Here is a 25567-nt window from a genome sequence, read left to right as displayed (position 1 = left end):
CTATGATTGCAAATACAGTTAAACCTTAAAAATACTTACGCTAATCAAAGTCGCTGACGTCGAATTATAGTTTACAAAACAATATTAGCGCAGGAGTATAATCACTATAAAACGAGGCTGGATCATGGTTATGATCCAGCCTCGTTTTATGTTATATAAAAATTAAGCTATAGTAAAATTTGGATTTTTAAAGTGGGAGAGGGAAAAGACTTTTAGTATGATGAATAGGAAAGAGTAATAATTACAAAGTGGACCTGCAAAATAAAAATGAAATATCCGCTCAAACAAAATATTGCATATGTTTATCCGATGAAATTTAGCGAGGCCGTTTTGCAACATAAAGAGCAAAACATTAACTGGATAAATAATTTACGGCTGATAGCTATGTTTGCTGTTATTGTGTTACATACGGCTTCGCCATTGCTTTTTGCATATAAAGGCACCCCTTTACAGAATTGGCTTGTTGGCGATATTTACAACGCATTGGTGCGCTTTTCGGTACCGGTTTTTGTGATGATAACCGGTGCATTATTACTCCACCGGGAATATGAGTTAGGTGGTTTTTTAAAAAAGCGTATCGGCCGGCTCATCCTGCCATTTATCTTCTGGAGCCTGGTTTATATAGGCTACAAATTATATAACGAAGAGATTGCGTTTAACGGCAATATTGGCGCCGATCTTAAACTGGTATTACAGCAGTTACAAACCGGTAGCTTTTATCATTTATGGTATGTGTACCTGTTGATAGGTTTGTACCTGTTTATTCCGGTTTTGGGCAAATTTGTACGTAATGCTACCGAAAAGGAACTGCTATACTTCCTGTCTATCTGGTTTTTAGCTATGCTGTTAAGCACTCCATACCTAAGTGTTTTTAACACAGCTGTTGATCTTCATAATTTTACGGGTTATATAGGTTACCTGGTGTTGGGGCATTACCTCACTTACAAACGCTTTAAATTGCGTGCTTTACCGGTTATTGCCGGTTTGTTATTTATTGGTTTTGTTGTTTTAATTTCCTGGGGAACTTATTACCTGCAGGTAAAGGATCATGAACTAAGCACATTTTTTTATGAACCCATTGGGCCATTTATAGTGATACTTTCGGTATGTGCGTTTTTAATAGCAAAATATACAGTGATCAAATTAAACCCGGCAATCAGGCGCATCTTCGATAATGCTGGGAAATATACACTGGGCATCTACCTTAGCCATGCCCTAATATTGACCTTGCTTGAGTTGGCCGACATTAATTATACACTTTTTACCCCCATATTAAGTATTCCGCTGGTAGCTTTATTGTGCTTCCTGTTATCGTGGCTGTTGATTTACGCCATGAGCAAATTGCCCCTGGTTAAACATGTTATAGGGTAGAAGGAGGAAGCACAGTTAAGTAGTATTAAAACCATTTTCCTGCAATCTTTTCAAAAGCCTCAAGATCAACCTGCGATTGGTATAGCTTTGTGCCGAGCTGCACATACTGCCGCTCCAATAACCCGGTGCCGGTGATGATACTTGTTCTGAGTGTTGCCAATCCCTTGTATTCGGCTTTAATGTCGTTTTCCAGTTTGCGTTTTTTGATGTAGATCTCGTTGGCTATAAAATTAATCTCCCGGTCAATTGCTTCGGTATCTGGTGTATAAGTAAAACCAGACCCCATTTGCCTTTGCCAATCCAGCAGCACCTGGATGTTTTTGGGGCCGATGCCGCTTATCTTATGGGTTTTTAGTTTATACATATCTGCCGCTGTGCGGATCCCGTTGGTTAAGATTAGCTGCTTTTTCGCCGCACCAAAGGAGGGGATAGGGTAGTTATGGATATCAAATTGCAGCAGGTATACCTGGTATTTGATATTATAATATTTTTCCTCGATCATCCTTTTTTTAGCCGCGAAATCTGCCGGTAACGATCGGAAGGCTGTAATAAGGTCAGTCAGCTTTTTTGCCGATTGATTATAGCGGTTTAGCTCGGTTGGCTGGTTGTGCTTTTTTACCAGCGCCTGGAACTTGTTTTTTAAGATTTCATGATTGGCTTTCCTGCTTTTGAGTTCGGTCTTAAGTTGTTTTTGGGCAGGCGCCATGGTGTTATACAGCAAAAGGAATAATGCTCCTGCAAAAGCAAACCACCAGCTCTCCGTCATGCTAACACTTAATGTAACCAGTAAAGTAATGATTTGTATGGTTATATTGATGTAAGCGAGGGTTTTAAACTTTTGCTCCACGGGGGCGGCCTTTATCGTGCCGGAAGTATAGGTGTCTGCCAGTTTCCTTATTTCCAGGTTTTCCAGCTTAAAACCATTCACAAATTGTTCAATATCCTGTAATTCGGGGATACCCTTCAGGTGGTTATCCTCCATAAAATAAACTATCCCGGCCCTGTCCCTGAATGCGCACCAGGGGCATTGCTGCATAGTTTTTGAATAATAATGCAGCCGTGAGCGGTTGCAATTGATCATTTCCCTGTTCAGTTCTTCCAGATCGACCACCCATTGTCTTGGTGTGGGCCTGGGTGTTGTGCCATCAAATGCGGCATGAAAAGAGTTGATAAGACCTGGTGTAAAATCCTTCAGGTTTAAACTGTTGGGTGCTGGTGTCAGTTTCTTATTGGCTTTGTGCAGCGAGTAGGCAAACTCTTTTTGCCGGATTGCCTGGTCTTCCTCAAAATCCTCTTTACTGCGGTTAACCCCTGTAAAAGGCGCTCTCCCCATAAACAACAGCTGGAAAATGAGGGTTGCTAAAGAAAAACTGTCTGTATTTATCGTGCGCACCACGTTCTCAAATGATCGCATCTGCAGTAATTCGGGCGGAGTATACCTTGGGATGCCCACTTCGCAAAAATGGTAACGCTTACCGTTTTTTACCTGGAACGAGTCGCAATCTATCAGCGCAACCATACCGGTTCCGTTCACTAATATATTGGCTTCATTGATATCGCCTACCACTATACCCAGCTGATGTATTTTGTGAAAGGCTGTAGCCAGGTTACGGGCCACATGCACCAAAAAGTTATAGCCCTTATCGGGGAACAGTTTTTTACGGTCCATAGGGCTAAACAGCATGTGCAGTGGAACAAAGCCCAGCAACTTTTTCATTACAAAGCCCGATACCCTGCCCCCGCCATCCCGGATCACATCCAAAGGCCAGGCCGCAAATTTGGTCAGTTCGGCATCGGTTATGGAGGCCATGTGCAGCAGTTTTTCCGCCTTGTCGCGGTCAACGGCTTCTTTGTACACTTTAAGCACCAGCGCCGGGTTGCCCTGTACTTCGTGTATAGTGCCTTCACCGCCCTCGCCAATCTGGCGGCCTGCCAGGTAAGGGGTCTCTGTAGCTCCCTTATATGCCTGGTTTGCCATGTGTTAATCGGGTGGCCAGCAGCAATGTTTTATCATCATCGGTGCGGCTGTTAATGGTATCGCCGGCTAAGTAACCGGATAATTTATTGTTCAGGATCTCTATGTGTTCCGGGCTCTCTGCCATCCGCAGCACTTTGAACAGGTCGTTCAAAAATGGCTGGTGAACGGTTTCGGTTTCATTGTTCAGGGCCAGCATCTGCAAGCCATCGGTAAAAATGGCTACCTCGGTAATGCTTTCGTTTATTACTTTGGTTTTCAGGTTCCGCAGGTTCGGGTCATCTATCAAAAAAGTAGTGGTATTCTGGTACTCGCCATTATGCGGCCACCACAGGTGTGTAAAATAACCGCTGCCATCATTGCGTACAATAGCGCCGTCGCCTATCTGCATAAAGCAAGCCTTTTGGGGCAGTATCACAAAGCCCAGCAGCGTGCATGAAAATTCATTAAGTAGCGCTTCCCTTTCTGTCGCCAGCGCGTCCAGCCGGTCATATATCGTTTCGGCAAGTTCAATTAAAGTGGCGTCGTCTACGTGCTTTTCAGCCAGGATCCAGTTGTGCATAATGTCTGTAGCCTGTTGTACAGCTAAAGCAGCTGCTTCGGCGGCATAGGCGGCGCTGCCGGCGCCATCGCTCACAAAACAGATGAGGGCCTCATCAGCTCCCGGCAATTCTGCCAGGCTGAAATGCACTGCATCCTCGCAGGTTTTTCCTGTCGCGATGTGTGATGTACCGATAACGCTTTGTGCAATCACCTTCCAGATCATACCTCTCCCCAGCCCGATGGCGGCAGTAATTTGGTTGGAGTGCCCGGATTTTTACTCGATACCATTTTCATAGAAGAGGATAGCCACAGGAAAAACTCCCTGAACATCAGTCCTTTTAATTTGATAGGGCTGCGAACAGATAGCTTGCTCAGCGTATCCATGCTTGCACCCTCTACACCAATAGCAAAAAAGGCAAAGGCGTTCTTTTCTTCCCCTTCTTTGATCAGCTGCGCCGCGTGCGACCAACTATCAGTAGGAGCGCCGTCCGTGATCAGGATGATCCACGGTTTATAATAGCCCACGCCATTCTCCTTATACACTTGTTTACGTTGGTCAATCATATCAATTCCCATGGTAATGGCAGCGCCAATAGGGGTATCACCCTCGGCGGTAAGGGTTTGGGGGAAAAAGTTATCAACGGTAGTAAAGTCAGACTGCAGGTTAACCGGCCCAAAGGTAACAATAGCTACCTCCACTCTTTTTGATGCTAAAGGATCCTGCACCAGTTCGTTTTTGAGGGTTAATACACCTTCGTTTAGTTGCTGTATGGGCATCCCACCCATAGAGCCAGAGGTATCCAACAGCAACAGGCAAGGGCATCTCGACTCGGGGTTGTTGGCGAAATCATCCGAACCAAAGGGGATCTGTTCAAACGAAACATATTCATCCATACTCATATAATATTTCTGTTTTTTATAAAACGCTAAATTACGAAAAATTGGAAACCAGCAGGGGTGAGCCTTGGTTTTGGGAAGAGTACTAAGTTTTTTATTGCGAAAGGAGATCGTATGCTTCCTTGACTTTTAGCTTATTTGTTCAACAGGTAAGTCAACCACAATTGTTGCCCGGTTATAAAAATCTGTGATGACATCGGTTACCTTATTTTTAAGCTTTACAAGCTGCTTTTTTAATTTGTTAAGCGCAATGTTGCTTTTTGCTTTATCACCGGCCAACAGCTCTGCTGCCAGCACATTATCGTGCCAGTCGCCTATGGCTATTTGCACCTCGTCCAAATAGTCGCCGTTTATACCTGTATGCAGTGCTGTATGGGCTATTTTATGATTGTGGATTAAAATTTTTATCTGCTTACGGGAATCATGTAACCGATCGTCAAACTCGGGTATGGTAAGCAAGCCCGCAATTGTATGTAGCTGATGCAGGTAAAACTGGTTGATATGCCAATCGCTGATGGGTTTTATTTTTCTTTTAAGCGTTTGATGCGAATCTTTGAGCTTCTTTAAATACGAGCCTGCATTCGCTTTAAATTTTTTGTTAGCTTCATCAAATAGCAACTGCTGGTTGTTTAAAAATTCCTGGTTATCTATTTTATAAGTTTTAGCCAATTCCAGGTTTATATAAGCGTTCCTGATCTCACCAGCCTGTTTAAAAATTTTACGCACAGGTAAAAAGTGTTTGGCTAACTGGGGATGACGTTTTGCGCTATCCGATAATATAAAAAAGGCGCGTAATTTTTTAACCTGTACCCTGAAATGATGCAGGTCTTCCGGCCTTTCGTTACTTAAATACAACTCAAGGCTGGTTTTCATGTCCTTCCATTCTTTATCAATGTACTTTATTTCTTCCTTTTTCTTCATAACAATAATAAAGCAGTATGCACAAAGCTTAAAGTCAATGCATTGATTTACAATATAATTATAGCAATTTATGTGAAATTAATTAATATAAATGTAATATACTAAAAACAGCTGTATACTTGAAGACGCTTGCTGCTTTTAATTGCAATAAACCTATAACAAATGGGGCGATTGAAAACAAAACCTTTTTTGACGGGTACAAATACCGTGAAAACACGGATTGCATATTAAACGGTGAATGTTATTTTTGTAGGTGTTAAACTATTGATAACAACCTAACCAATCGCAATTGATGAAAAGGACCATACTTATTGCTGTTAAAGCCATTGCCTGCCTTGTAATCTTACTTTCCGTCACCCTACCGCACCTCCCAGGCACATGGACTGGTAAGCTGATGACTGCCGATAACACGGTATATCCCTTAACCTATAATTTTACCTTGTTTGGCGATTCCGTTGCCGGTACGGCCAAAAGTAAGCTCGGCGAGTTCCYGATCCAGGAAGGGAAACTGGATAGCAGCGGGCTGCATTTTAAGGTTACTGTGAATGGGCGGGATATTCCTCATAACGGTATTGTTTATGCTGACTCCATTGGCATGAATATTATTTTGAATGGCTCCAGGGTACATTATACGTTGAGTCGGGCAGCTAATTAATGTTCATAGCTTCTCTTACAAACACCCTTGATTTATATTTAATAGTTGCTTAGAAAATAAGAGGGTTCAGAAATTTAAAACTCCACTTCAAAAACGCCGTATTTGATAGCAAATATGACCAGACCTGCCGTGTTTTTGCAGCCAATTTTTGCGAGTAAATTGGTACGGTGCCCATCAACAGTACGGCTGCTGATAAATAGCTTGTCTGCTATTTCGGTATTAGTTAATTCGTCGCAGATCATTCTTAATATCAACGATTCCCTTTCGGTTAATGATATAGGAATATTATTTAGATTTTGAATACCTGCTTTCCGATGATGGGCCGCGTTCCTCATGGCATTAACAGCTTCCCTGTTAAAATAGAAACCCAGTTGGTGGGTATTGATGATTGTTTGAAAGAGCTCATGTGCTTCGCAATTTTTTTTGAGATAGCCACATGCCCCGGCTTCAATCATTTTACTCATATACCGCTCTTCGCCATGCACCGATAGTACAATAACTTTTATCGAAGGATATTTATGATGTAAAACGGCATTCAGTTCAACCCCGTTCATGATAGGCATATTCATGTCTATCAGTGCAATATCGGGCAGTGTAGCCTGGTTTTTAAGCTGCTCAAGCAAAACGCGTCCATTTTCGGCATGACCAACCAACTCAAATTCGGGATTGGTGCTCAATAAATTAACCAGCCCTTCCAGGAACAGGGTCTGATCATCAGCAACAACAATACGGATCTTTTTCATATCATATTAATTAGGGCCGATGTCTTTTTGGGGATCAAGGTAAATAAACATCGAAAAACCTTCACCGGCGCGTGTTTTAACCGAATACCTTGCATTGATCATCATGAGCCTGCTCTCGATATTTTGCATGCCCATGCCTTTTTTTAATTTTTTATCATCCATATTATAACCAATGCCATTATCGGTATAATGAATAGATAGCAAATTGTTCTTCATGAAAAGTGATATACCTATATAATTAGCCCCGGAATGCTTTAGGGTATTGGTAACCAATTCCTGCAATACTCTTATCAGGGCCAGTGCAACGTGTTTAGGTAAAGTATCTGTTGACATGGCCGCATGGTTGGTTATAGAAATAAGCGAATCGTGTCCCTTACTTATAACGTCCCTCATTTCTTCCAACGCTTCCGAAAATCCAAACAACTCAAGGCCCGGCGGCGAAAGATTATGAGATATGTTACGCACATTTTCAATGATCTTATCTATCAGCTGCTTATAAAACCCCGCCTGCAGCACATCATTTTCAGCAACATCATTATTATTCAGCCGGTTAATCAGCATTCTTAGGTTTGATAACGAACCGCCAACTTCATCATGCAGATCCCGGCCAATGCGTTTTCTTTCCTCTTCCTGGGAGTGTATTACAGCATGGAGCAGATTTTTTTGATGATCCATAGCAGCATGGTGCAAACTTTCCCGCTGTTGCAGCAGCTTGTTTTGATTACGTATAAACAAAATAACAAATGATATCACCAATAAGGCAATACCTCCAGTACACATAATTACCAGCACATAAATATTTTCGCCTACGTCTTTCTGCATATATAAAATCCCCACGAAAACAAAARATACATAGCCAGCAGCAAGGCGGCATGTATATTCCATATTAACAGATTAAGTAAGAAATATTTGGGGCTTACAATGTAGGCAACAGTTAAATTAGAAAAGGAATACACAAACAATGCTCCCGAAAAATACAAAAGTACCCCTGTATTGATCCAGTTTAAGGGGTTGCTGCTCCAGCTTTTTTCGTTGTCTGCTTCATTTATCTGGGCAAAATAAGCCAGACTATAGGCCATAACCACCAACACCTCTAAGGGCCTGGTGTAGGTATTAAAACGAAAAATGCTTTGGAAAAAAGTAAAATTTATGATACAGATCAGCGGAAATATCACCATTAAAAACCAGATGATTTTACGAATCAATGCCTCCTTTAAAATTTTTATATAGAAAAATGAAAGCAGCAAAAATTCCAATATGGTAAATATGTGCAACAACGGAAGATTATTTATCTTTCTATCGGCAAGAAAAGCTGCCAGCAGATTAGTCAAACCATCCAGTAATAAATAATAAAAGATGAGCAAAAGCGCCCTATCAGCATGCTTGTATTTAAAAACGGCGAAACTGATAGGGATTAAAACGGAAACCGGAACAATTAAGCCCACAAAGATAAATTTGGCTGAAGGCATAATATGCTTATTAGTTTATATGTAATTTTCTAAGCTATTGGTGCTGTTAAATAGCGGGCTTGCTGTATCGCACAAGGCCGGGCAAGGCTGTGTAAAATCGTAAATGGTTGACTCACTTGCGCTATTTACTATCTCACCCTCGCTTATTAAACCTTCACTCACCGATTTTTTGGTTAGCATATCATGGTTGTTGGCATCAACCGGCACCAGCATACCGGTGATCTGGTAAGGATAGTCGGGATCCTGCAAACTTAAATAAAGCCTGATTGATTTAGCTTGCGGATGGTCTTCCATCAGATCCTTTACATCGGTAATGTTAATATTAATAGCTCTAAAAATGCGTTGTTTGGATACATCTATTCCATTATTTGTTCCCGAAGCATTTGATGTATTTTCTGCAGGCAAATTAACAACCAGGTTACGCCAGTTTTCGGCTCTTGATACTGCCTCGGCCAACGGAATACGGGGTTTATCGGATAATGATGATCTGCTGCTGACAGCACTTTGACCTGAGGTTGTACTTTCGATGTTATTCATGACAATAATGTTTTTTTAGGTTTGTATTTTAAGTTAACTGGTTTAAAGTATAATAGTATTATGCGATTTAAATTGTTACAACTTCGGGTACGCCAACAGCTGCACAAAAGCTGTAAATAACAGCCTGGTTAATGGTACCATCGGGATTGTAACCGGTGCGGAACACACCAAAAGATGCTACCCAGCCTAAAATTTCATCAAGCTGGTTACTATCAGCAATATTTACCTGCCCATATGTTGTTGATGGTGTAAGGTCGCTGTTATCAACCTGGCCTTGTATGCAGGCGGCTATTAAAGCAACATCATCGGCCGGGACCTGGATGCCCCAGTTAATCAGGTCGGCCGTTATTTGCGTTGTTAAAGCCTGAATATTTCCGTTTACATTATAGCCTAATACCACACCGGCATCCTGCGACGAAGAGGGGAGTGTAATGGTTGGAAATAGTCCATTAAAAATAAAAGTTGAATCGCTCTCCGCAGCTAAAATCGCAGCCGGTACTGCCAGCTCCAGGTCAGAATACGTTGGTGGTGGTGCGTCAGATGAACGGGGGGTAAGCCCTTGTATAATAACATTTAAATCAGAAAGCGCCAATGTGGTATCTTTAACTGATTGCACAACCAATGCCACAATCTCGGGCATAGTTAAGTTTGTAACCGAAGCGAATTGTCCCATTTTTTAATAATTTAGGTGTTTAATACTTGTTGTAATTGGTTTTTAAACTTATAACTTATTTTAATATTTCTTAACTATTAATACAAATATATTTAACTGACTGCGCCAGGGCATGAGTAAAAAATCCCCTTTTTGGAAACAGGTATTTTTACCTGCTTTTATAAAATAAAAAGCAGACTTCAGGCGTGTGAGACGCTGTTTATAAGGGAGTTTTAAAACAGCGCAAACAACTTTAATTACAATAAGTAAAAAAATAGTTGGGTTTACATTATAACTTTGGTTTATACAAATAAAGAACTTTTCTTAATTATTAAGAAATAGTTCTTCGGGGGGTTGTACGAAATAAGTAAATAAAAGTTGCTATATTAAATAAGGTGATTTCATATGTAAATCTTTAATATCGATTTACTGTTTTTTCTTTAATATAGTAAACACGTTATAAACAGAAGTCTTGAGCCAAAAGGTAGATTTATTTTTTTATTTAGAACTTAAGACTTTCGGCTAAAGACTATCCGTCATTACACGATTAACATAACAGTAGTTGTTAACCACGGTAAATCCAAAAAGATAAATGAGGTACTTACTGCGTAGTAACCCTCAAATTCAAAGTATCCGTTTGCATGGCGGTAAAAATGCCCAGTCCGTTAATAACGTTGGTAGGTTCGTTAACCAGGGTCTGCGAATTGCGCGATATATTGGTGGTGAGGATATCGATATATTCTTTATTTACCCGCATGAGGATCACCTGGTAATGGCCGTAATAGTTAAATGACGATTGCAGAAGGTTGTAATAAGAGGCCTGTTCCGTATTGATCTGGAAGCTGGGCCTGTTATTACTACGGATGTACGATATATAATAGGGGTCGTTATCAAGGTTTTTAAATACCAGCAGGTGGTATAATGAATCGGGGTTGGACCAACTGATGGTTGCCCTTACCACATCGGCATAAAGCGGGTTGATAGCGCTGGGTACATGAAAAATGCTATCCGATATGGCGAAATTCTGCGGCTTGCCGGGCATTACCGTGCTGGCGCTGATGGTCACATTATCATAATTAAACTGCATAGTATAGGTTTTACCACTGGTTACAAACGATGAGCTGGCATAGGAATAGGTGCCGCTTGCCGACTCGGTAAGTTTAACACGCTGGCTGCCGTCAGATACACTGATGCTTAATCCGGTAAGTGCGACCCCATACGTTGCTGTGTCGGCAAGATCTTTTTGCTGGTAAACCTTTACGCTTAATGTTTGGCCGGGTATAAGGTAGGCTTCAACCACAGGTTTGTTGGTAGCTAATATATCCGACTGATTTTTTTTGCAGGATGCCAGCAGAAACAGGCCTGTTATTAAACTTAATATTATATGGCGGGTGTATGTTTTTATTTCCATCTTAAACTTAAAGTTAGGTTGGGGGTAAAGCCCAGGTAATTAACGTTGGTGGTTATCACCTGGTTGTTTTGCATCTGGTACTCGCGGTACCAGGTATTGGTATGGTTGTAAACATTAAAAAATGAGAGGCCTATGGAGCCTATCTTATGCCCGTCTATCTTCAGCAGGTCGTAAGATACCGACATATCCAAACGGTGATAGGCTGGCAAGCGCTCACCGTTTTTGTCGCTGATATTGAGGTACGTTGTGCTGTTGCCATCGGCCGTTTTAATGGTGTAGGTTGATAGGGGGGCAGTATACGGTCTGCCTGTACTGAACAGGAATGTGGCCGCGAAGTTCCACCTGTCGTAGTGGTACATGTTGATTGATTTAAACTCATGCCTCACATCCTGGTTGGCATCGTAATAATAATCACCAAAGGCGCTGAATTTGTTTTGGGCCTTAGCCAGGGTGTAACTTATCCAGCCGGTATAATTACCCATCTTTTTTTGTACCAGCACTTCAATACCTTTGGCACGGCCTGTGCCCTGGTAAAAATCTTCGGTTACGGTTTGGGTGGTGTTTGGATTAATGAAGCGGCCGCCTGTTTGGGTTTGCCTTACCGTATATTGGGTAAGGCCGCTCAGAGTTTTATAATAACCTTCAACGCTTATCAAAAATTCGTCGGTTTCATAGCTCACACCACCTATAAAATGCCTTGCCCTGCCTACCGGGATATTACTGTTGTTGGATAGCACCCAAAAATTACGGTCGCCGGCCAGTATATCCTCGCGGATCACCTGGTTTTCAAACTGGTAAAACTGGCCCGTGGCCCCCTTCACGGTGAACCTATCGGTAAGGTTATAACTGGCCAATAGGCGAGGTTCAAAATAAGGTTTTGCTGTAGGGCCGTAATAGCTGGCGCGTAAACCTGGTTGTAAATGCAGCTTGTTATTTGGGTCGATAGCGAGCTCGGCATATACTCCCTCCAGTGTGGCATTGTTATGCTGATTTATCAGCTTGCTGGTATCATTCTGGGTGTATTCGTAATCTATCTTCTTATAAGAAATAAATCCGCCAAACAGCAATTTATAAGTGTTGCTGGCCTGCCATTCCCATTCAGATTTATAGCCAACATCCTTCAGGTTATTGTTTTCGATAGTATTGTTGCTAAAGGTATGCGCTATCCCGTTACTATCCAGCAATGATCCGCCCGAACTGCCCCGGTTACGATCATTAAAATAGGAGGAGTAGGTGATGTAATTATTGGAATACAGCTTTTTATTCCATTGTCTGAACCATTTGATGCTGCTGCCCAGGTTGCCATATTTGGTATAATCGGTAATACCAATACCGGCACCCGATGATGATAAACCCGGCGGCAGGCCCAGGTCGCGGCTGTTGTCGGTCTTATCGGTACCCGAGTAATAGCTTACAGAAACCTTATCTTTTTGACTGATGTTGTAAGTGTACTTGGCATTGGCATCGTAAAAGAACGAGCTTGGCGTCACCTGGTTGGCAAAGCCACCGCCAGGTCCGCCCCGGCCGCGGCCACTTCCACCACCGCCCTGGAAGGTAGTAGTTTGGTTAAACTGGTTAAATATTTTATTGTAAAAAGGTCCCTGGTATGATCGCCTGATGGCCAGCAGCAGGGATGATTTATCTGATAGCGGGGTTTCCAGGAAGCCGCTCGCGCTCAGCAGACTCAGATCTACACCCATATTGGTTTCGTTCTTGTTACCTTCCTTGCCATTAATTTCGGTAACGCTTGATAGCCTGCCGCCGTATTTGGAGGTAAAGCCGCCTTTGTATAGCTGTACATCCTTTACCGCGCTGGCATTAAAGGCGCTGAAGAAACCATAAAGATGATCTACCTGGTAAATGGTAAAGCCATCCAGTAGTACCAGGTTCTGGTCGGGCGTACCGCCCCGAACATAAGCTCCCGAAGATGATTCATTGGTGCCACTTACCCCCGGCATCAGCTGAAATGCCCGAAGGATGTCTTTATCGCCCATGGTTGGTAGTTTATCCAGGTTGGCCGGCGAAAGCTGTAATACACCCACCTGCCTGCTATCGGTATTCATTACCCCGCTTTTTTTACCGGTGATGCTAACTTCATTTAAGGTGTTTAATGATGAGTACATGCCGCAGATAAGGGTTGAATTGATCTTTTCGCTGCTGAGCCTGAAAAAATCTGTTTGATAACCGGCATATGATACCTCAACAATGCAGGTATCGGATGGCACCCTGAGAAAGGTAAAATAACCTTCGGCATTAGTCATGGTATTCAGATCGGTGTTGCGGACCCGAACGGTGGCAGAAGGGAGCGACTCGCCGGTTAACTGGTCAATCACCCGCCCGTTAATGCTCACCATAAAGTGCTGGGGTACCAATTTGGGCTCGTCTTCATCATCATCGCGCTTATGGCGTTTTATTTTGGCGTTGGCAGCTTGCAATGATAGCTGGTTAAGTTTTTTAAGCCTTGCCAGGTCGTCGGTATTCTGGAGGATGTAAATGGTGCCGTTAGATTCTATCCAGTATTTCAGGTCATTTTCTTTACAAACCTGTTTTATTACATCTTTAAGCGGCTCTTCAAAAAAATGCTCCACCACATCCATGGCGTTCAGTGGTTCGCGGTCAAACACAATACGTACCTGGTAGTTCATGGCCAGGGTATCAAACAGCTGATCGAGCGGGCAGGCAAAAAAATGGTTAACAATGATGTCTTTCAATTTTTTTTGCGTTTGCTGCGCCTGTACGGCCGAATGATCTAAACCGATACTAATAAATAACAATAAGGAAAATCTCTTCATCAGGGGTGTATTTTCTTTGTGCCGAAATTGCACCCTATTTTTAATGCCCTAAAATAAAAGCGACATTGGCAGGGCTTGTGTAGATAAAGAGGGGGATTGTGTAGTGTGGTGAGTTGTGAATAGTGAGTGGCGAGTGATGAATAGTTTATTTTCTTAAATAGACAAACCATTCACTATTCACAACTCACCATCAATTAAACCTTCCCAATCATCCGGTTAATTACATCGCGGTAGCTATCGCTTAAGGGTACTTCGGTATTAATGAGCTTGATACGGGCCCTGCGCAGCTGGGATACATGCTGCAGGTTTACCAGGAATGATTTGTGTACGCGGAAAAACTGATCGGCAGGTAGCTGCAGTTCAACCGCTTTGAGGCTGATGCGCGATAATACCGGCTTTTGCTGGTTGGTAAAATGGATCTTAACATAATCTTTCAATCCCTCAATATACTCCACATGGTCGAAGCTTATTTTAATGAGGTTGTAGTCGGCATGCAAAAAGAAATAGTTTTTAACTACAGGCTGTGGCAGGTAGCTTCGGCGAAGCTCAAACAGATCAATTGCTTTGTGGCAGGCTTTTAAAAATCTGTCCAGCGGTACGGGTTTCACCAGGTAATCAATTACATCCAGCTCGAAGCCCTCAAGGGCAAATTTTTCATAGGCGGTTACAAATATCACCATAGGGCGGTTGGTAAGACTCTTGACAAGCTGTAAACCATTGATGCCAGGCATGTATATATCGCAGAAAATCAGGTCGATATGCTCTTTTTGCATGGCAAGGATGGCCTCGCCTGCGTTACGGCAGCGGCCAGCCACCTGTATCCTATGCACATGTTTTAAATTGTCCTCCAGCAAATCGAGCGCCAGGGGCTCATCATCAATAATAAGGCATCGCATCATTTAAGTTCAAGTTGCAGCATAACAATATAGGTTTGCTCGTTTTTATTGATATATAAATTATGTTTATCGGGGTAAAGCAGCTCAAGCCGCCTTTTAACATTGGTTAAGCCAATGCCGCTGTCATTATCTTTTTGCTCTTCTGTAACATTGTAAACGTTTTGCACGCTAAACCGCAGGGTTTGTTCATCGGCTATAAGGGTTACCGCTATATCGGGGTTGGCTATGTCGCCGGTTCCGTGTTTAAAAGCGTTCTCCACAAAAGGGATCAGCAGCATAGGCTCAATGGTTTTATCAGGCGCTTTTATCTCCGAATGGAAATATATTTTCACCTGGTCGCCAAAGCGCAGCTGCTGCAGTTCGATATAACTGCGCAGGTAATCCTCTTTTTTTTGTACCGTTACCATTTCGGCATCAGTAACATACAGCATGTAACGTAATAATTTGGATAATTGTATCAGCGTAGGCTCAACTGCCGAAGGATTTAAACGTGAAAGCGCAACTGCGCTGTTTATTACATTAAATATAAAGTGCGGACTGATCTGCGACCGCAAAAAAGCAAGTTCGGACAGGAGCGAGGCATTGGTGATATCCTTCTTTTTGTCCATTGCCTTAAACTGATCGGCCAGGTAATGGTAGGCAAAGCTGCCCGCGGTAACGGATAATAACGGGAACAGGATAAAGTTAGGCCTTGGCGGCGATATATGACCGGCCAATCCCCTGAACTCGTGCATCGGGAAATGTGGTCGCATGTATAAAAGCAATACATTAAATACCACAAATGACGCTAATAATGATAAAAAGTACAGCCAGGCATTCTTTTTTAACAACCTGGGGATCAATAAAAAAGCATTGAGGTAAAACTCGGCTGCCAGTACCAGGTTAAAGGTGATGATACGTGCCGGCGAGAACAAATGCTGCGGCATCCCACGCATATCTGGTCGGGAAATGATAGGTGTACCGATAATAAGTGCCCAAAATAATAGGTGAATACATACCTCGATAACAAGTGCCGGTTTTATGCGGTTGAACATATAAGCTAAGGTAACCGCATTTAAGCCTTGTGTTAAATAGAATAGACGAGGAGCTTAATTGTGCCGACGAAGGACGTGTTTTAGAGGCTATTAAATTGAAGCCTGCGGTTTGCGAGTGCAGGCTTATCGCTAATATAAAGTCAATCCCGCAAAATTGCTTATTATCAGGTCGTTCGCCGTCAAACGGTCTGCCAATTGCAACCTGAGTCATTATTACACGATTAAAGTGGAATTATTTCCACAAACCAATAATTAAATTAATATTAAGTGCCGTTTTATGCGTTTTAACCAGTATTTAATAGTTGGCACTGCATTTGAATTTAACTTAATATCCTTCTCAAAAGGATTGTTTTTCATAGGTAGATGTAGAGGCCGACAAACTGCGAGAGTTTTTCGGCCTTTTTTATTTGTATCGGCTGAGGCCGGAGAAAAATCGGTTAGCAAACATATTTCTTAATCGCCCGTTTCTATTATCCCCTGTATTGCCGTTAGCTGATAAAGCCGTTTGTTATCAAATAAATATTTCTAAATTAGTATTACCAATTATAAACCATCTATTCCCATCTGCCATGATCAAAAAGCACCTGCAACAATGCCTGGCGGCATGTTTATCTGTATTTTTTTTATTTACCACAAGCAATACCTATGCGCAAAGCAAGGATGGCTGGCGACAACTTTTTAACGGTAAAGACCTTAACGGCTGGAAACAGGTAGGCAAGGGCAGCCGGTATGTAAAGGATGGCGTAACCGGCAGTCATGGAGGGATGGGCTTGTTATACTATACCAAACAAAAGTTCAGTAATTGCACCATCCGGGTGGTTTACAAAATGCAAAAGTTTAACAGTAATGCCGGGGTTTTTATCCGCATTCCGCTGGAACCGAGKGAGGAGTGGATGCCGGTATTTTATGGCTACGAGGTACAAATAGACAATCACCCCGAAACATCAAAGGAGGATGATTACCACATTACCGGCGCTTTGTACTCGTTAACCAAACCATTGGCCAAGCCGGGCAAACCGGGGCCGCAATGGAACACCATGGAGATAACATTGGACGGCCCGCGCACTATTGTATACGTGAACGGCCAAAAAGTGACTGATTATAAAGAGGGCGACCCAACGCCGGCACGCAAATTTGATTTTGAGCCCTATCGCGGCGTCCGCCCTAATGAAGGTTATATCGGCATACAAAACCATGGCGATGATGATGTAGTTTTTTTTAAGGAGGTATCTGTTAAACCGCTGCGTAAATAACTTATGGAAAAAGCTGAGGAAACAACCGGTACCAACGGCATAAGCCGGGCCGATTTTATAAAAAAAGCGGCCATAGCCACTGCAGGATTTTATATTGTACCCCGTTTTGTGCTGGGCGGCAAAGGCTACACCGCACCAAGCGACAAGCTGTACATTGCAGCCATAGGCTGCGGCGGCGAGGGTGAAAATGATATTCGCCACCTGGCAGGTACCCCTAAAAAGAATGCCGTTATTGCTTTTTTGTGCGATGTTGACGACCGGCAGGCAGCCCCGCGCCGCAAGGAATTCCCGAAGGCGCCTTATTACCACGACTGGCGCGAACTGTTTGATAAACAGCACAAAAACTTTGATGCCGTTACCGTAGCCATACCCGATCATAACCACGCGCCGGTAGGCTTAAGCGCCATGCAGCTTAAAAAACACCTATATCTTCAAAAGCCCTTAACACACGATATTTACGAAGCCCGGATATTAACCCAGGCATCAGAAAAATACCAGGTGGTTACCCAAATGGGCGACCAGGGTGCATCATGCGATGGCATGCGTGCCATGCGCGAATGGTTTGAAGCCGGCCTGATTGGTGACATTGAAAAAGTATACTGCTGGACAGACCGCCCCGTGTGGCCGCAGGGCATAGCCTGGCCAAAGGCAAGTCCGCCCGTACCTAAAGAGCTGAAGTGGGACCTGTGGCTGGGTACCGCCAAACAAACCAATTATATTGATAACCTGGTGCCCTTTAACTGGCGGGGCTGGTGGGAGTTTGGCACCGGCGCACTGGGTGATATGGGCTGCCACATTATGGGGCCGCCGTTTAAGCTGCTGGGCCTGGGTTACCCAACCGAAGTATCGGGTAGTGCCAGCACGGTTTACCAGGGCATTTTTAAGGAAGGTATTTACCCCGAAAGCGGCCCTGTATCAAGCTCCATCAAATTTAAATTTAAACAGCAAAGCGGTAAGGACCTCGATTTGTATTGGATGGACGGCGGCATTACACCCGAACGCCTTGCAGAGCTTGACCCTGCTTTAAATATGAACGAAGCCCTTGGCGATGTGCCCGGTGAAAATGATTTTGAGGGTTGTACGCTGTTTATAGGCACCAAAGGCAAGGTTTCATGCGGATGGGGAGGGAGCCACCCCCGGTTATTGCCGCTTGCTTTGAATAAGGATGTACATGTTCCCGAGAAATACGCGCGGGTACCCGGCGGTATGGATGGCCACTGGTGGCAATGGATTGATGCCAGCATAGCCGGTTACGGCAAAATGGAGGTCGACTCGCCATTTGTGGGTTACGCCGGGCCGCTTACCGAGACTGTACTGATGGGCAACCTGCTGCTACGCACCTTTAACCTGCGCGAAAAAATAAAACGCAACGACCCCGTTTACGGCAACATGGAAGGCTACAAATTCAGCGGCCGCTACACCGGCTTAACCTGGGACGGCGAAAATATGAAGGTTACCAACTTTGAACCCGCCAACCAGTACATCCGCCGGGCGTACCGGCAGGGGTGGGGGGAGTTGAAGCTGTAGGGGGGATGAAAAAGATTTTTAAAATCACAAGCTATCTACCCGCATTTCCGGTACACATAACTTGCGCTAAACGGCACATTATTTAACTATCTTTAATAATAAAATTATTACTGATGAAAAAAATCACACTCGTCGCTTTATTGTCGGTTGCTTTTTTGTTGGGCTACGGCTTCAGTCAATTAACCCGTCAACCTATTGCCGGTCCGCGTGTAACAGGGCTCGGCGGAATCTTCTTTAAGGCCAAAAACCCGGCGGTACTAAAAGCCTGGTATGAAAAAAACCTGGGTATGCGTATGGTGGGAAGTGGCACCAACTTCGAATGGCACCAGGGTATTGACAGTACGAAAAAAGGCTTTACGCTATGGGCGCCATTTAAAGAAACGACCAAGTATTTCCAGCCATCAGAAAAGCAATTCATGATCAATTACCGGGTTGAACAGCTGGACGCGTTGCTCATCAAACTGAAAGCCTCCGGGATCTTACCTACAGATTCGGTAGAAAGAGTGAGTTATGGTAATTTTGTCCATCTAATGGATCCGGAAGGCAATAAGATTGAACTTTGGGAACCCAATGATGTGGAATATGCCAAAATGGGTACGATTACTACGAAATAGGTAATGCTTTTGTAAGTAGTTGATTATCAATATGAATTTGAAGGTACTTCTCGTTGTGAGAGGTAGAATGATTGTTAAAAAAGGCTGTCATGCTGAGCCTGTCGAAGCATAGTGGGTGAAGGCCTCTGCGCGCGACCCTTCGACAGGCTGCCAATGACAAGTCTATAACTTGCTGATTATCAGTATTGAAAAAATGTCATTTTCAATGCGATTATTTGGAACCAAATAAAGATTACTCAGGGTGACAGGCCAATTACTCGCATAAGTAAACACGTCATCTCCTTTTTTACAGGATTACCCTGGTGGTACTCAATGACGTGTGGAAACAAGCCCCCTAATTCTCTATTTTCCCCGGTTTCAGCATGCGCATTCTATAGCAGTTCATGGCGGTTTCGCCTAATTGGGCTATTAGCTGGTAGTTGGCAATGGCGCCTACAGCAGCTCCAATTAAGGGTATTAGCTGGGCCATTTTTGCAAGGTCGATATAGTCGCGGTATTCCTGCTGAAAAGTGCGCCAGTCAAACTCATCAGCGTGGGCAGGCAGCAGAACGCTGTAGCCTTCCCAGTTTTGTAATAAATGGTAAATCTCGTTTCGCCGTTGCTGACTGGAATAGGTAAGCTGGAAAATGTAAAGTATATATAGCCTTTCTTTATAATCCATTACATCAAAACCATATAAAGCCGCAATATTAAAAAGCAATTTCATTTTAATACCAATAAGGATAGGGAACTCAGCAAATCCCATTAGTATGCCTCCTGCGCCTGTAACGGCCCCTTCAACAGTGGCAGTTTTTTGATAAAAGTTTATTTGCCGTTTTATATAACTTTCTCTTAACCGAAGGGAAGCATCGGTAGCAAGCTTTTGGGTGGTTGTGTATTTAGCCCCGAAAAGCACTGCCTTAACCATTTTTTCGATAGTTACTGTTATTACCTTGTGAACCTTTTCGGGTATAAAATTGTTGATCCTATTCTGTATACCCTTCGCTATCCGGTTGGTAAAAGATGGTTTCTTTTGCATCTTTTGCTGCCAGTCGTTTAATAGTAAATAAGCTTTTTCTTCGTAGGCGGTCATAGGGTTAACATTACTTTTAGTTGTAGGAGGGTTATTAAATAAAAGCTAAAAGCATAATGCACAAAGCCAAAAGCTAATACACACCTTGCGCTAAGGGTTGGATGTCATTGCGAGCGCAGCGCGGCAATCGCGAACTGTGCAGGTCCGCTCTGTATAGTATGCGATTGCTTCGTTCCTCGCAATGACATAGAACTGATTGTCAGTTGATTGTGATAATTTGACTTCGAACTTAAGGCTTTCAACTAAAGCCTAACGTCAATTCAATCGTAACACAACACTAAGCCTTTACCTCTTTAAAAACCAAAATAGTGCCGGCAGAGTAACCTGCAATCGCCAGGCCATCCATGTCGGGGTTTAAATTGGGTACCACAATTTCAAGTGTTTTTTGTTGAAAATGCGAGGCTTTATCGAACAGGTTGGCTTTAAAAGGGTTTTCGGTATCCCTATTCTCCAGTATCAATTTAAGCAATTTGTTGCTTTTTGATAACTCGGCCACAGATTGGCCGGTAACCGACTTGTTGCCCAGGTTTAATATATTTTTCGCCACCTGGTTAATAAACAATATTTCCTGTTTTTCATTAAGCCCTATTACCGCCCCGGGCATTTCTTCTATCAGTAACTTTATCCGCAATTCGGCCGCTATTAATTGCGAAAGGTTGGCATTTTCCAGTTCGCTAAGGTTGGTCACCATGGTATTAAATTCCTCGGCTAAACTCGTAAACTCATCGCTTGTTTTAAAAAACAGCCTGGTATTATATCTTTTTTGGCTCACCTGCAGCAGGCCGTTTTCCAGTTGCTGCAGCGGATTAAGTATAAAGCCCGGAAAATTGACAATTAAAATAAAAAGAATTAAAAAGGTGATAAATACCATGCTCCCCAGAAAAAAGGCCGACTTATCTACAGTTGAATGGGTATAATTATTTTTAAGCTCAATGGCATGCATATTTAAGCCTTCTATGTTTTTCAGCTGTAAGCGCGCATCCCGCTCGGCCTGTTGTTTTTGATTTAAAGCCAGCGAAGAGTCGGTAAGTAAGCCGAAGGCTTTGCGCAGGTTGCCTGTTGCCGCGCTTTCACCAGGTTCGGTGATATTGTTTTCCTGTTTTTTTAACACCTCATCAAAAGTTTTAGCTGCCTGCGGGGGTAGGGGCAAATCATTTTCATCTAAAACGGCGCGCATTTGCCGGGTGAATTTTAATGTTGCATAGTTATCCTTCAAAGTAATGCTGGAGGTTTCTGATATCACCTTGATGTAATATATAGAAACAAGGCCAAAAATAAGCACTACGAAGAATAACAGGCCAAATCCAAACAGTAGTTTATTTTTGATTTTCATAGCTATTAAATGTATTTAAAACGTAACCCTAATTTAGGCAGCAGAAGGATTTTAAGTAAAGATAATTAAAAATATGTGCTGTTTATAGGGGCATTTATAAATCGTTTGCCCGATAAAATAACTCCCCCGGCTGCACTTTGTGTTATCCCGGCAAAAAATTCCCCACTTTATTTGCTGCCCCCGATTTTATTTTGCATAAGTATTGGTAATCACTGTATATTAGAAATATAATTTAAGCCTTATGGAGCCGATACAAATACCACGACCTACAATAAACTGGAAAGAACAAATGGATGACGGCAGTGCGTTTTTTACCGAGGAGATTATTATTGAAAGCGATAAGCTGATAGATAACTACCTGGATGCATTACAAAAAGCCACAAACGAACACGCCATTTGGAAAGCCATTGAAGCGGTGGTAAAAGCATTTGACAAACTTAATATAGACCTTGACTACTTTATTGACACCATGGAGCGCGAAGACCTGGCCGAATACATTCAAAAAGCAGCCGAAGCAGCAGGCTTATTTTATGATGGAGATGTAACGGAAGAGTGGCGGGAAGAATGGTAGATAAATTTATATATTCAGCCGGTATTGCTTCGTGTCTTATAACGGCGTTATTGCAAGTGGTTGATTATCAGTTTGTATCTATTGTGCTTATATGTCCCATGTCATTGGAGGTACGAAGCAATCGCAGGCTTTGCAGAGCGGATCTGTACAGAACTTTTGTCAGCTGCCACACTGCCCCAGCATACAAGGCTTGCGCAAAGGGGGACTTTTGGCCGAAAAGGCAGGATGTCTTCAAGCCATTGTGAGCAATCCGTGAAGCCGCTGCTTTGCGGCTGTCTCTTCACAGACCCTCGCTCAATCCGCAGGCGGCTCACAGATTGGAGAATAATAAAATTTTACTTTATCTTCGTTCCATAATTTAAACCGAATCACAGATGTATAGTATTGCACAGGTTTGCCTGAATGGCCATCCAATTAATTCATTTTTCGATAAATATCCGCAGTTTAACAAAACATTTTGTGATAAATGTGGCGCTAAATCGATAACATCATGTCCTTCTTGTGCAGCTTCGATAAAAGGAAAATATGATGGAGTTGGAATAGACTTAACGCCATACCGCCCACCATCGTTTTGTGACTCATGTGGCAAACCTTATCCATGGACTTCTACAGCGCAGGAAGCTGCTTTTGAACTTATTCAGTTTTCTGAAAACCTGAACGATGTAGACAAGGGTGACCTTAAAGTAAGTGTCGGTAATCTTATAGAGGGCGGCCCAAAAAGTTCATTAGCAATCGTGAAATTTAAAAATTATGCAGCAAAAGCTGGAAAAGAGATCGCTTCGGGATTAAAAGATATATTAGTCGATGTAGTAAGCGAGAGTGTGAAGAAGTCAATATGGGGTTAATATAATCAATCAGGACTTTAGCTATTTACGGATAGGATGCAAGTATGCCTTAAAGCAATATAGTCCCGCACTTGCAGATAAAGTAGCGCTAAATAGTACGAGAACTGATTTAGAAATCCTGGCTGACCGCCTTGCTGAAGCCTTAACTGAAAAGATGATAAAGCTATACATTGATTTAAACGTAATTCCATCCTTGAAAACGGGGGCAAACCGTAAACTTTGCTTATTGAAAGAGTTAAAGGATACCTTTTCTGTTATATACTCTACTTCTCATATCAGCGATTTAATTGTTGGCGACGATGGAAGCGAGAAACGCAAAGAATTAATATATTCTGACCTCGACTATATCTATGACTTAACAGATGGTAATTGTGCTTATATAGAATTGGGCGAAGTCACAATAAGTGAACGGTCACCAATTGATCTTTACGAAGAAAGACTTAACGAAAGAGAAATATTTGATACCGACGATCTTTGTGGAGTTTTGAAAAGTCACGTTCAACAAGGAACTGATGCCTATGATGCGTTGATCGGTTGTCTAAACTCACCGCTGCCGGTGGGGATCTTGGAAGCTCTATCCGAGTCAGAGTCAGCCGCTTTTGTTAATAACATTCTACCAGGGATAACAAAAGAGTCAACCTTGGCAGACCTGATCAATCGAGGTTGGCAACGTTATAGAAAACTTACTGAAACAGATGCATATAAGTCATTCCGGGACGATTTTCAAGGCAGATTAAGTATTAAGCCAAATCAGTTCATTACAAAGGAACCCTTTAAGTCTATTGAAGATATTCACGCAAGCTTATTTAAAGAATTTGCACCAATAATGAACCCTTCTGGGATGAAAAGCGATCACGGTCCTCAATGGTTTGCAGATATAACGAATAATTATCTCACGCTTGATATGCATGGCTATCGGCAGGACAAGATTAAGGTAACTGAAAAGAACAACGACACAATGCGCAATACAATTGATGATGGATTTCACGCTGCGTTTGCGTCATTATGTGACTACTACATTACAAATGATGAACGGACTATTTATAAAACAAAGGCTGTATATAATAAATTAGGCATTCTAACAACGGTTTATAAGCCCCAAGAGTTTGAAGATCATTTCGCTGAATTACTACAAATACCAAATGAGGACAAAAGCTCAAACATGATCAATCTTGACTTTCTTTCACAATACCAGACTATGATAGACAATATTAAAAGTCTTGGTAGCGATACGGAAAAGGTTAACAATATCATTTCGTACTTGGAAAGGTCCAATGATGTGCTGGTTAATTATGGAGTGCTGTTAAATACTATTTTAGCCAATCAACAAGCCACCTTAAACGTTCTTACGAACAATATCGAAACCATTCAGGCCATTCAACAAAGCCTTATTTCGGTGGATACTCACTTGTGTGCCCATGATACCCACATCAATGCCCATGATACCCATTTGACAACACATGACGAACATTTAGCTATACTATCCCAACGTATAGACAATATTGAATAGGATTGAGTAAATGTGCTCTTCACCCTATTTTAGGACAAGACAGGGGGCATTTCCGGCACACAAGACTTGCGCTAAGTGGGGCTTAAAAAAGATAAATACGTGGCCCCCCTTGGCGCAAGTCTTGTATGTTGGGGCAGTGTGGTGGCTGACTTTTCGGCTCTCTCTTCACAGACATTTAACTCTATTCTCAGGCGACTCGCAAAGATTTGCATTAATGATCGTAGAATTAGTATATTGGAAATTGTAAACAAAACGGAATGAGCTACACAACTGGAAAAGCAAAATCTTTAGATGACATAACGTTGGATGATGTCTTAGAATATCCGATATGGGAATGGGCATTGGCCGAAGAAACGGTTCTGGGACAGGACGAGACCTGGCAAAGACCAATAATCAGTACAAAAAATGTGACAGATGAAATGGTTCAACCAACTATAACTTTAATTATAAAAGGATCTGACATGTACGGTAGTGCAGAATATAATTCTGTTGAACAGGCGCTCGAATCCATGGCCGTATGGCATGATGATGAATGGATTTCGGTATTTGATTATGAAACGTTTGTCTTTCCTGTAACATTTGTTGCCATTCCAACCATTCAAGGCCAAGCCGGAGTTGAATTTGAATATACTAACTGGCAAATGGAGACAGCTAAAAGAATTAATTAACTCTTCCCCCAGCTACCGCAAGGGCTTTGATCGCTGCCGCAAGGCTCCAGCCTTGTGGCCCGCATGCAAGGTATTAAATATGCAAATCCCGAATGTAAGTTTCATCCGGGATTTTGTATTTTTAGCGTATGAGCCGTAATTATAAATTTAGCGGGGGTGAAGGCCGTTCAATACTATGGAAGTGAAAAAGTTTGGGTTTCTATTTTTACTATTAGGGTTGAACAAATTTATGATACAGTAAAACAAAAAGTAATATTTGAACACAAAAACTGCATAAC

At 42.5% G+C, this 25567-nt stretch carries 24 protein-coding genes; 9 read left to right on the top strand and 15 right to left on the bottom strand.

Annotated features, from left to right (window positions below; translation table 11 throughout):
- The first annotated feature begins 267 nt into the window (after positions 1–267).
- A complete protein-coding gene (locus tag AC1DPZ_RS05610) occupies positions 268–1371 on the top strand; it encodes an acyltransferase (RefSeq protein ID WP_477401836.1) in 1104 nt (367 codons plus the stop codon).
- Positions 1372–1396: 25 nt separating this feature from the next.
- Here the strand turns inward: AC1DPZ_RS05610 and AC1DPZ_RS05605 are convergent, their stop codons facing one another.
- The 4 genes from AC1DPZ_RS05605 to AC1DPZ_RS05590 all read right to left on the bottom strand — a co-directional run bounded on the left by AC1DPZ_RS05605 (position 1397) and on the right by AC1DPZ_RS05590 (position 5707).
- Positions 1397–3349, bottom strand: a complete 1953-nt coding sequence (locus tag AC1DPZ_RS05605) for a protein kinase domain-containing protein (protein ID WP_477401835.1) — start codon at positions 3347–3349, stop codon at positions 1397–1399.
- Positions 3330–4112 (bottom strand): PP2C family serine/threonine-protein phosphatase, encoded by a 783-nt coding sequence (locus AC1DPZ_RS05600; RefSeq protein WP_477401834.1) that lies wholly within the window; start codon positions 4110–4112, stop codon positions 3330–3332. Before AC1DPZ_RS05600 ends, AC1DPZ_RS05605 begins: the two co-directional genes overlap by 20 nt.
- Positions 4109–4789 (bottom strand): vWA domain-containing protein, encoded by a 681-nt coding sequence (locus AC1DPZ_RS05595; RefSeq protein ID WP_477401832.1) that lies wholly within the window; start codon positions 4787–4789, stop codon positions 4109–4111. Before AC1DPZ_RS05595 ends, AC1DPZ_RS05600 begins: the two co-directional genes overlap by 4 nt.
- Before the next feature lie 126 nt (positions 4790–4915).
- Positions 4916–5707 (bottom strand): CHAD domain-containing protein, encoded by a 792-nt coding sequence (locus AC1DPZ_RS05590; protein WP_477401831.1) that lies wholly within the window; start codon positions 5705–5707, stop codon positions 4916–4918.
- 292 nt (positions 5708–5999) lie between these two features.
- Here AC1DPZ_RS05590 and AC1DPZ_RS05585 point away from each other — a divergent pair, with 292 nt between their 5' ends.
- Positions 6000–6362 carry a hypothetical protein gene (locus AC1DPZ_RS05585; RefSeq protein ID WP_477401830.1) on the top strand — a complete coding sequence of 121 codons (363 nt, stop codon included), beginning with the start codon at positions 6000–6002 and terminating at the stop codon, positions 6360–6362.
- Positions 6363–6436: 74 nt separating this feature from the next.
- Here AC1DPZ_RS05585 and AC1DPZ_RS05580 read toward each other — a convergent pair whose 3' ends face one another.
- The 9 genes from AC1DPZ_RS05580 to AC1DPZ_RS05540 form a co-directional block, all read right to left on the bottom strand.
- Positions 6437–7105: a response regulator gene (locus tag AC1DPZ_RS05580; RefSeq protein ID WP_477401829.1), complete on the bottom strand. Its 669-nt coding sequence runs from the start codon at positions 7103–7105 to the stop codon at positions 6437–6439.
- 6 nt (positions 7106–7111) lie between these two features.
- A complete protein-coding gene (locus AC1DPZ_RS05575; RefSeq protein ID WP_477401828.1) occupies positions 7112–7927 on the bottom strand; it encodes a sensor histidine kinase in 816 nt (271 codons plus the stop codon).
- Positions 7912–8574, bottom strand: coding sequence for a hypothetical protein (locus AC1DPZ_RS05570; protein ID WP_477401827.1), 663 nt, complete (start codon positions 8572–8574; stop codon positions 7912–7914). Before AC1DPZ_RS05570 ends, AC1DPZ_RS05575 begins: the two co-directional genes overlap by 16 nt.
- Positions 8575–8589: 15 nt before the next feature.
- Positions 8590–9111, bottom strand: a complete 522-nt coding sequence (locus AC1DPZ_RS05565; RefSeq protein ID WP_477401826.1) for a hypothetical protein — start codon at positions 9109–9111, stop codon at positions 8590–8592.
- Between the two features lie 67 nt (positions 9112–9178).
- The gene (locus AC1DPZ_RS05560; RefSeq protein WP_477401825.1) at positions 9179–9784 is read right to left on the bottom strand and encodes a hypothetical protein; all 606 of its coding nucleotides are present in this window, start codon (positions 9782–9784) and stop codon (positions 9179–9181) included.
- Between the two features lie 580 nt (positions 9785–10364).
- Positions 10365–11174, bottom strand: coding sequence for a DUF4249 domain-containing protein (locus AC1DPZ_RS05555; protein ID WP_477401824.1), 810 nt, complete (start codon positions 11172–11174; stop codon positions 10365–10367).
- Positions 11165–13966 (bottom strand): TonB-dependent receptor, encoded by a 2802-nt coding sequence (locus tag AC1DPZ_RS05550; protein WP_477401822.1) that lies wholly within the window; start codon positions 13964–13966, stop codon positions 11165–11167. Before AC1DPZ_RS05550 ends, AC1DPZ_RS05555 begins: the two co-directional genes overlap by 10 nt.
- Before the next feature lie 194 nt (positions 13967–14160).
- On the bottom strand, positions 14161–14865 hold the full coding sequence (locus AC1DPZ_RS05545) for a LytR/AlgR family response regulator transcription factor (RefSeq protein WP_477401821.1): 705 nt from the start codon (positions 14863–14865) through the stop codon (positions 14161–14163).
- Positions 14862–15896 carry a sensor histidine kinase gene (locus AC1DPZ_RS05540; RefSeq protein ID WP_477401819.1) on the bottom strand — a complete coding sequence of 345 codons (1035 nt, stop codon included), beginning with the start codon at positions 15894–15896 and terminating at the stop codon, positions 14862–14864. The genes AC1DPZ_RS05545 and AC1DPZ_RS05540 overlap by 4 nt, the downstream gene beginning before the upstream one ends.
- A gap of 569 nt (positions 15897–16465) precedes the next feature.
- Here AC1DPZ_RS05540 and AC1DPZ_RS05535 point away from each other — a divergent pair.
- The 3 genes from AC1DPZ_RS05535 (at position 16466) to AC1DPZ_RS05525 (ending at position 19290) form a co-directional block, all read left to right on the top strand.
- On the top strand, positions 16466–17149 hold the full coding sequence (locus AC1DPZ_RS05535; RefSeq protein ID WP_477401818.1) for a 3-keto-disaccharide hydrolase: 684 nt from the start codon (positions 16466–16468) through the stop codon (positions 17147–17149).
- Between the two features lie 3 nt (positions 17150–17152).
- Positions 17153–18676, top strand: coding sequence for a Gfo/Idh/MocA family protein (locus AC1DPZ_RS05530; protein ID WP_477401816.1), 1524 nt, complete (start codon positions 17153–17155; stop codon positions 18674–18676).
- A gap of 113 nt (positions 18677–18789) precedes the next feature.
- Positions 18790–19290 carry a VOC family protein gene (locus AC1DPZ_RS05525; RefSeq protein WP_477401814.1) on the top strand — a complete coding sequence of 167 codons (501 nt, stop codon included), beginning with the start codon at positions 18790–18792 and terminating at the stop codon, positions 19288–19290.
- A 334-nt stretch (positions 19291–19624) separates the two neighbouring features.
- Here the strand turns inward: AC1DPZ_RS05525 and AC1DPZ_RS05520 are convergent, their stop codons facing one another.
- Together AC1DPZ_RS05520 and AC1DPZ_RS05515 are read right to left on the bottom strand one after the other, a co-directional pair.
- A complete protein-coding gene (locus AC1DPZ_RS05520; protein ID WP_477401812.1) occupies positions 19625–20362 on the bottom strand; it encodes an EcsC family protein in 738 nt (245 codons plus the stop codon).
- Between the two features lie 277 nt (positions 20363–20639).
- Positions 20640–21695 (bottom strand): HAMP domain-containing protein, encoded by a 1056-nt coding sequence (locus AC1DPZ_RS05515; RefSeq protein ID WP_477401811.1) that lies wholly within the window; start codon positions 21693–21695, stop codon positions 20640–20642.
- A 241-nt stretch (positions 21696–21936) separates the two neighbouring features.
- Between AC1DPZ_RS05515 and AC1DPZ_RS05510 the strand changes: the two genes are divergently transcribed.
- From AC1DPZ_RS05510 to AC1DPZ_RS05495, 4 genes are all read left to right on the top strand, one after another.
- Complete coding sequence (locus AC1DPZ_RS05510) at positions 21937–22266, top strand: hypothetical protein (RefSeq protein WP_477401809.1); 330 nt, start codon at positions 21937–21939, stop codon at positions 22264–22266.
- A gap of 374 nt (positions 22267–22640) precedes the next feature.
- A complete protein-coding gene (locus tag AC1DPZ_RS05505) occupies positions 22641–23111 on the top strand; it encodes a DUF2321 domain-containing protein (protein ID WP_477401807.1) in 471 nt (156 codons plus the stop codon).
- A 226-nt stretch (positions 23112–23337) separates the two neighbouring features.
- Positions 23338–24621 carry a hypothetical protein gene (locus tag AC1DPZ_RS05500; RefSeq protein ID WP_477401806.1) on the top strand — a complete coding sequence of 428 codons (1284 nt, stop codon included), beginning with the start codon at positions 23338–23340 and terminating at the stop codon, positions 24619–24621.
- A 257-nt stretch (positions 24622–24878) separates the two neighbouring features.
- A complete protein-coding gene (locus AC1DPZ_RS05495) occupies positions 24879–25289 on the top strand; it encodes a hypothetical protein (protein WP_477401804.1) in 411 nt (136 codons plus the stop codon).
- The last annotated feature ends 278 nt before the right edge of the window (positions 25290–25567 follow it).

This window comes from Mucilaginibacter sp. P4_G9 (assembly GCF_056400985.1).
This window is presented reverse-complemented; position numbering and strand designations above follow the sequence as displayed.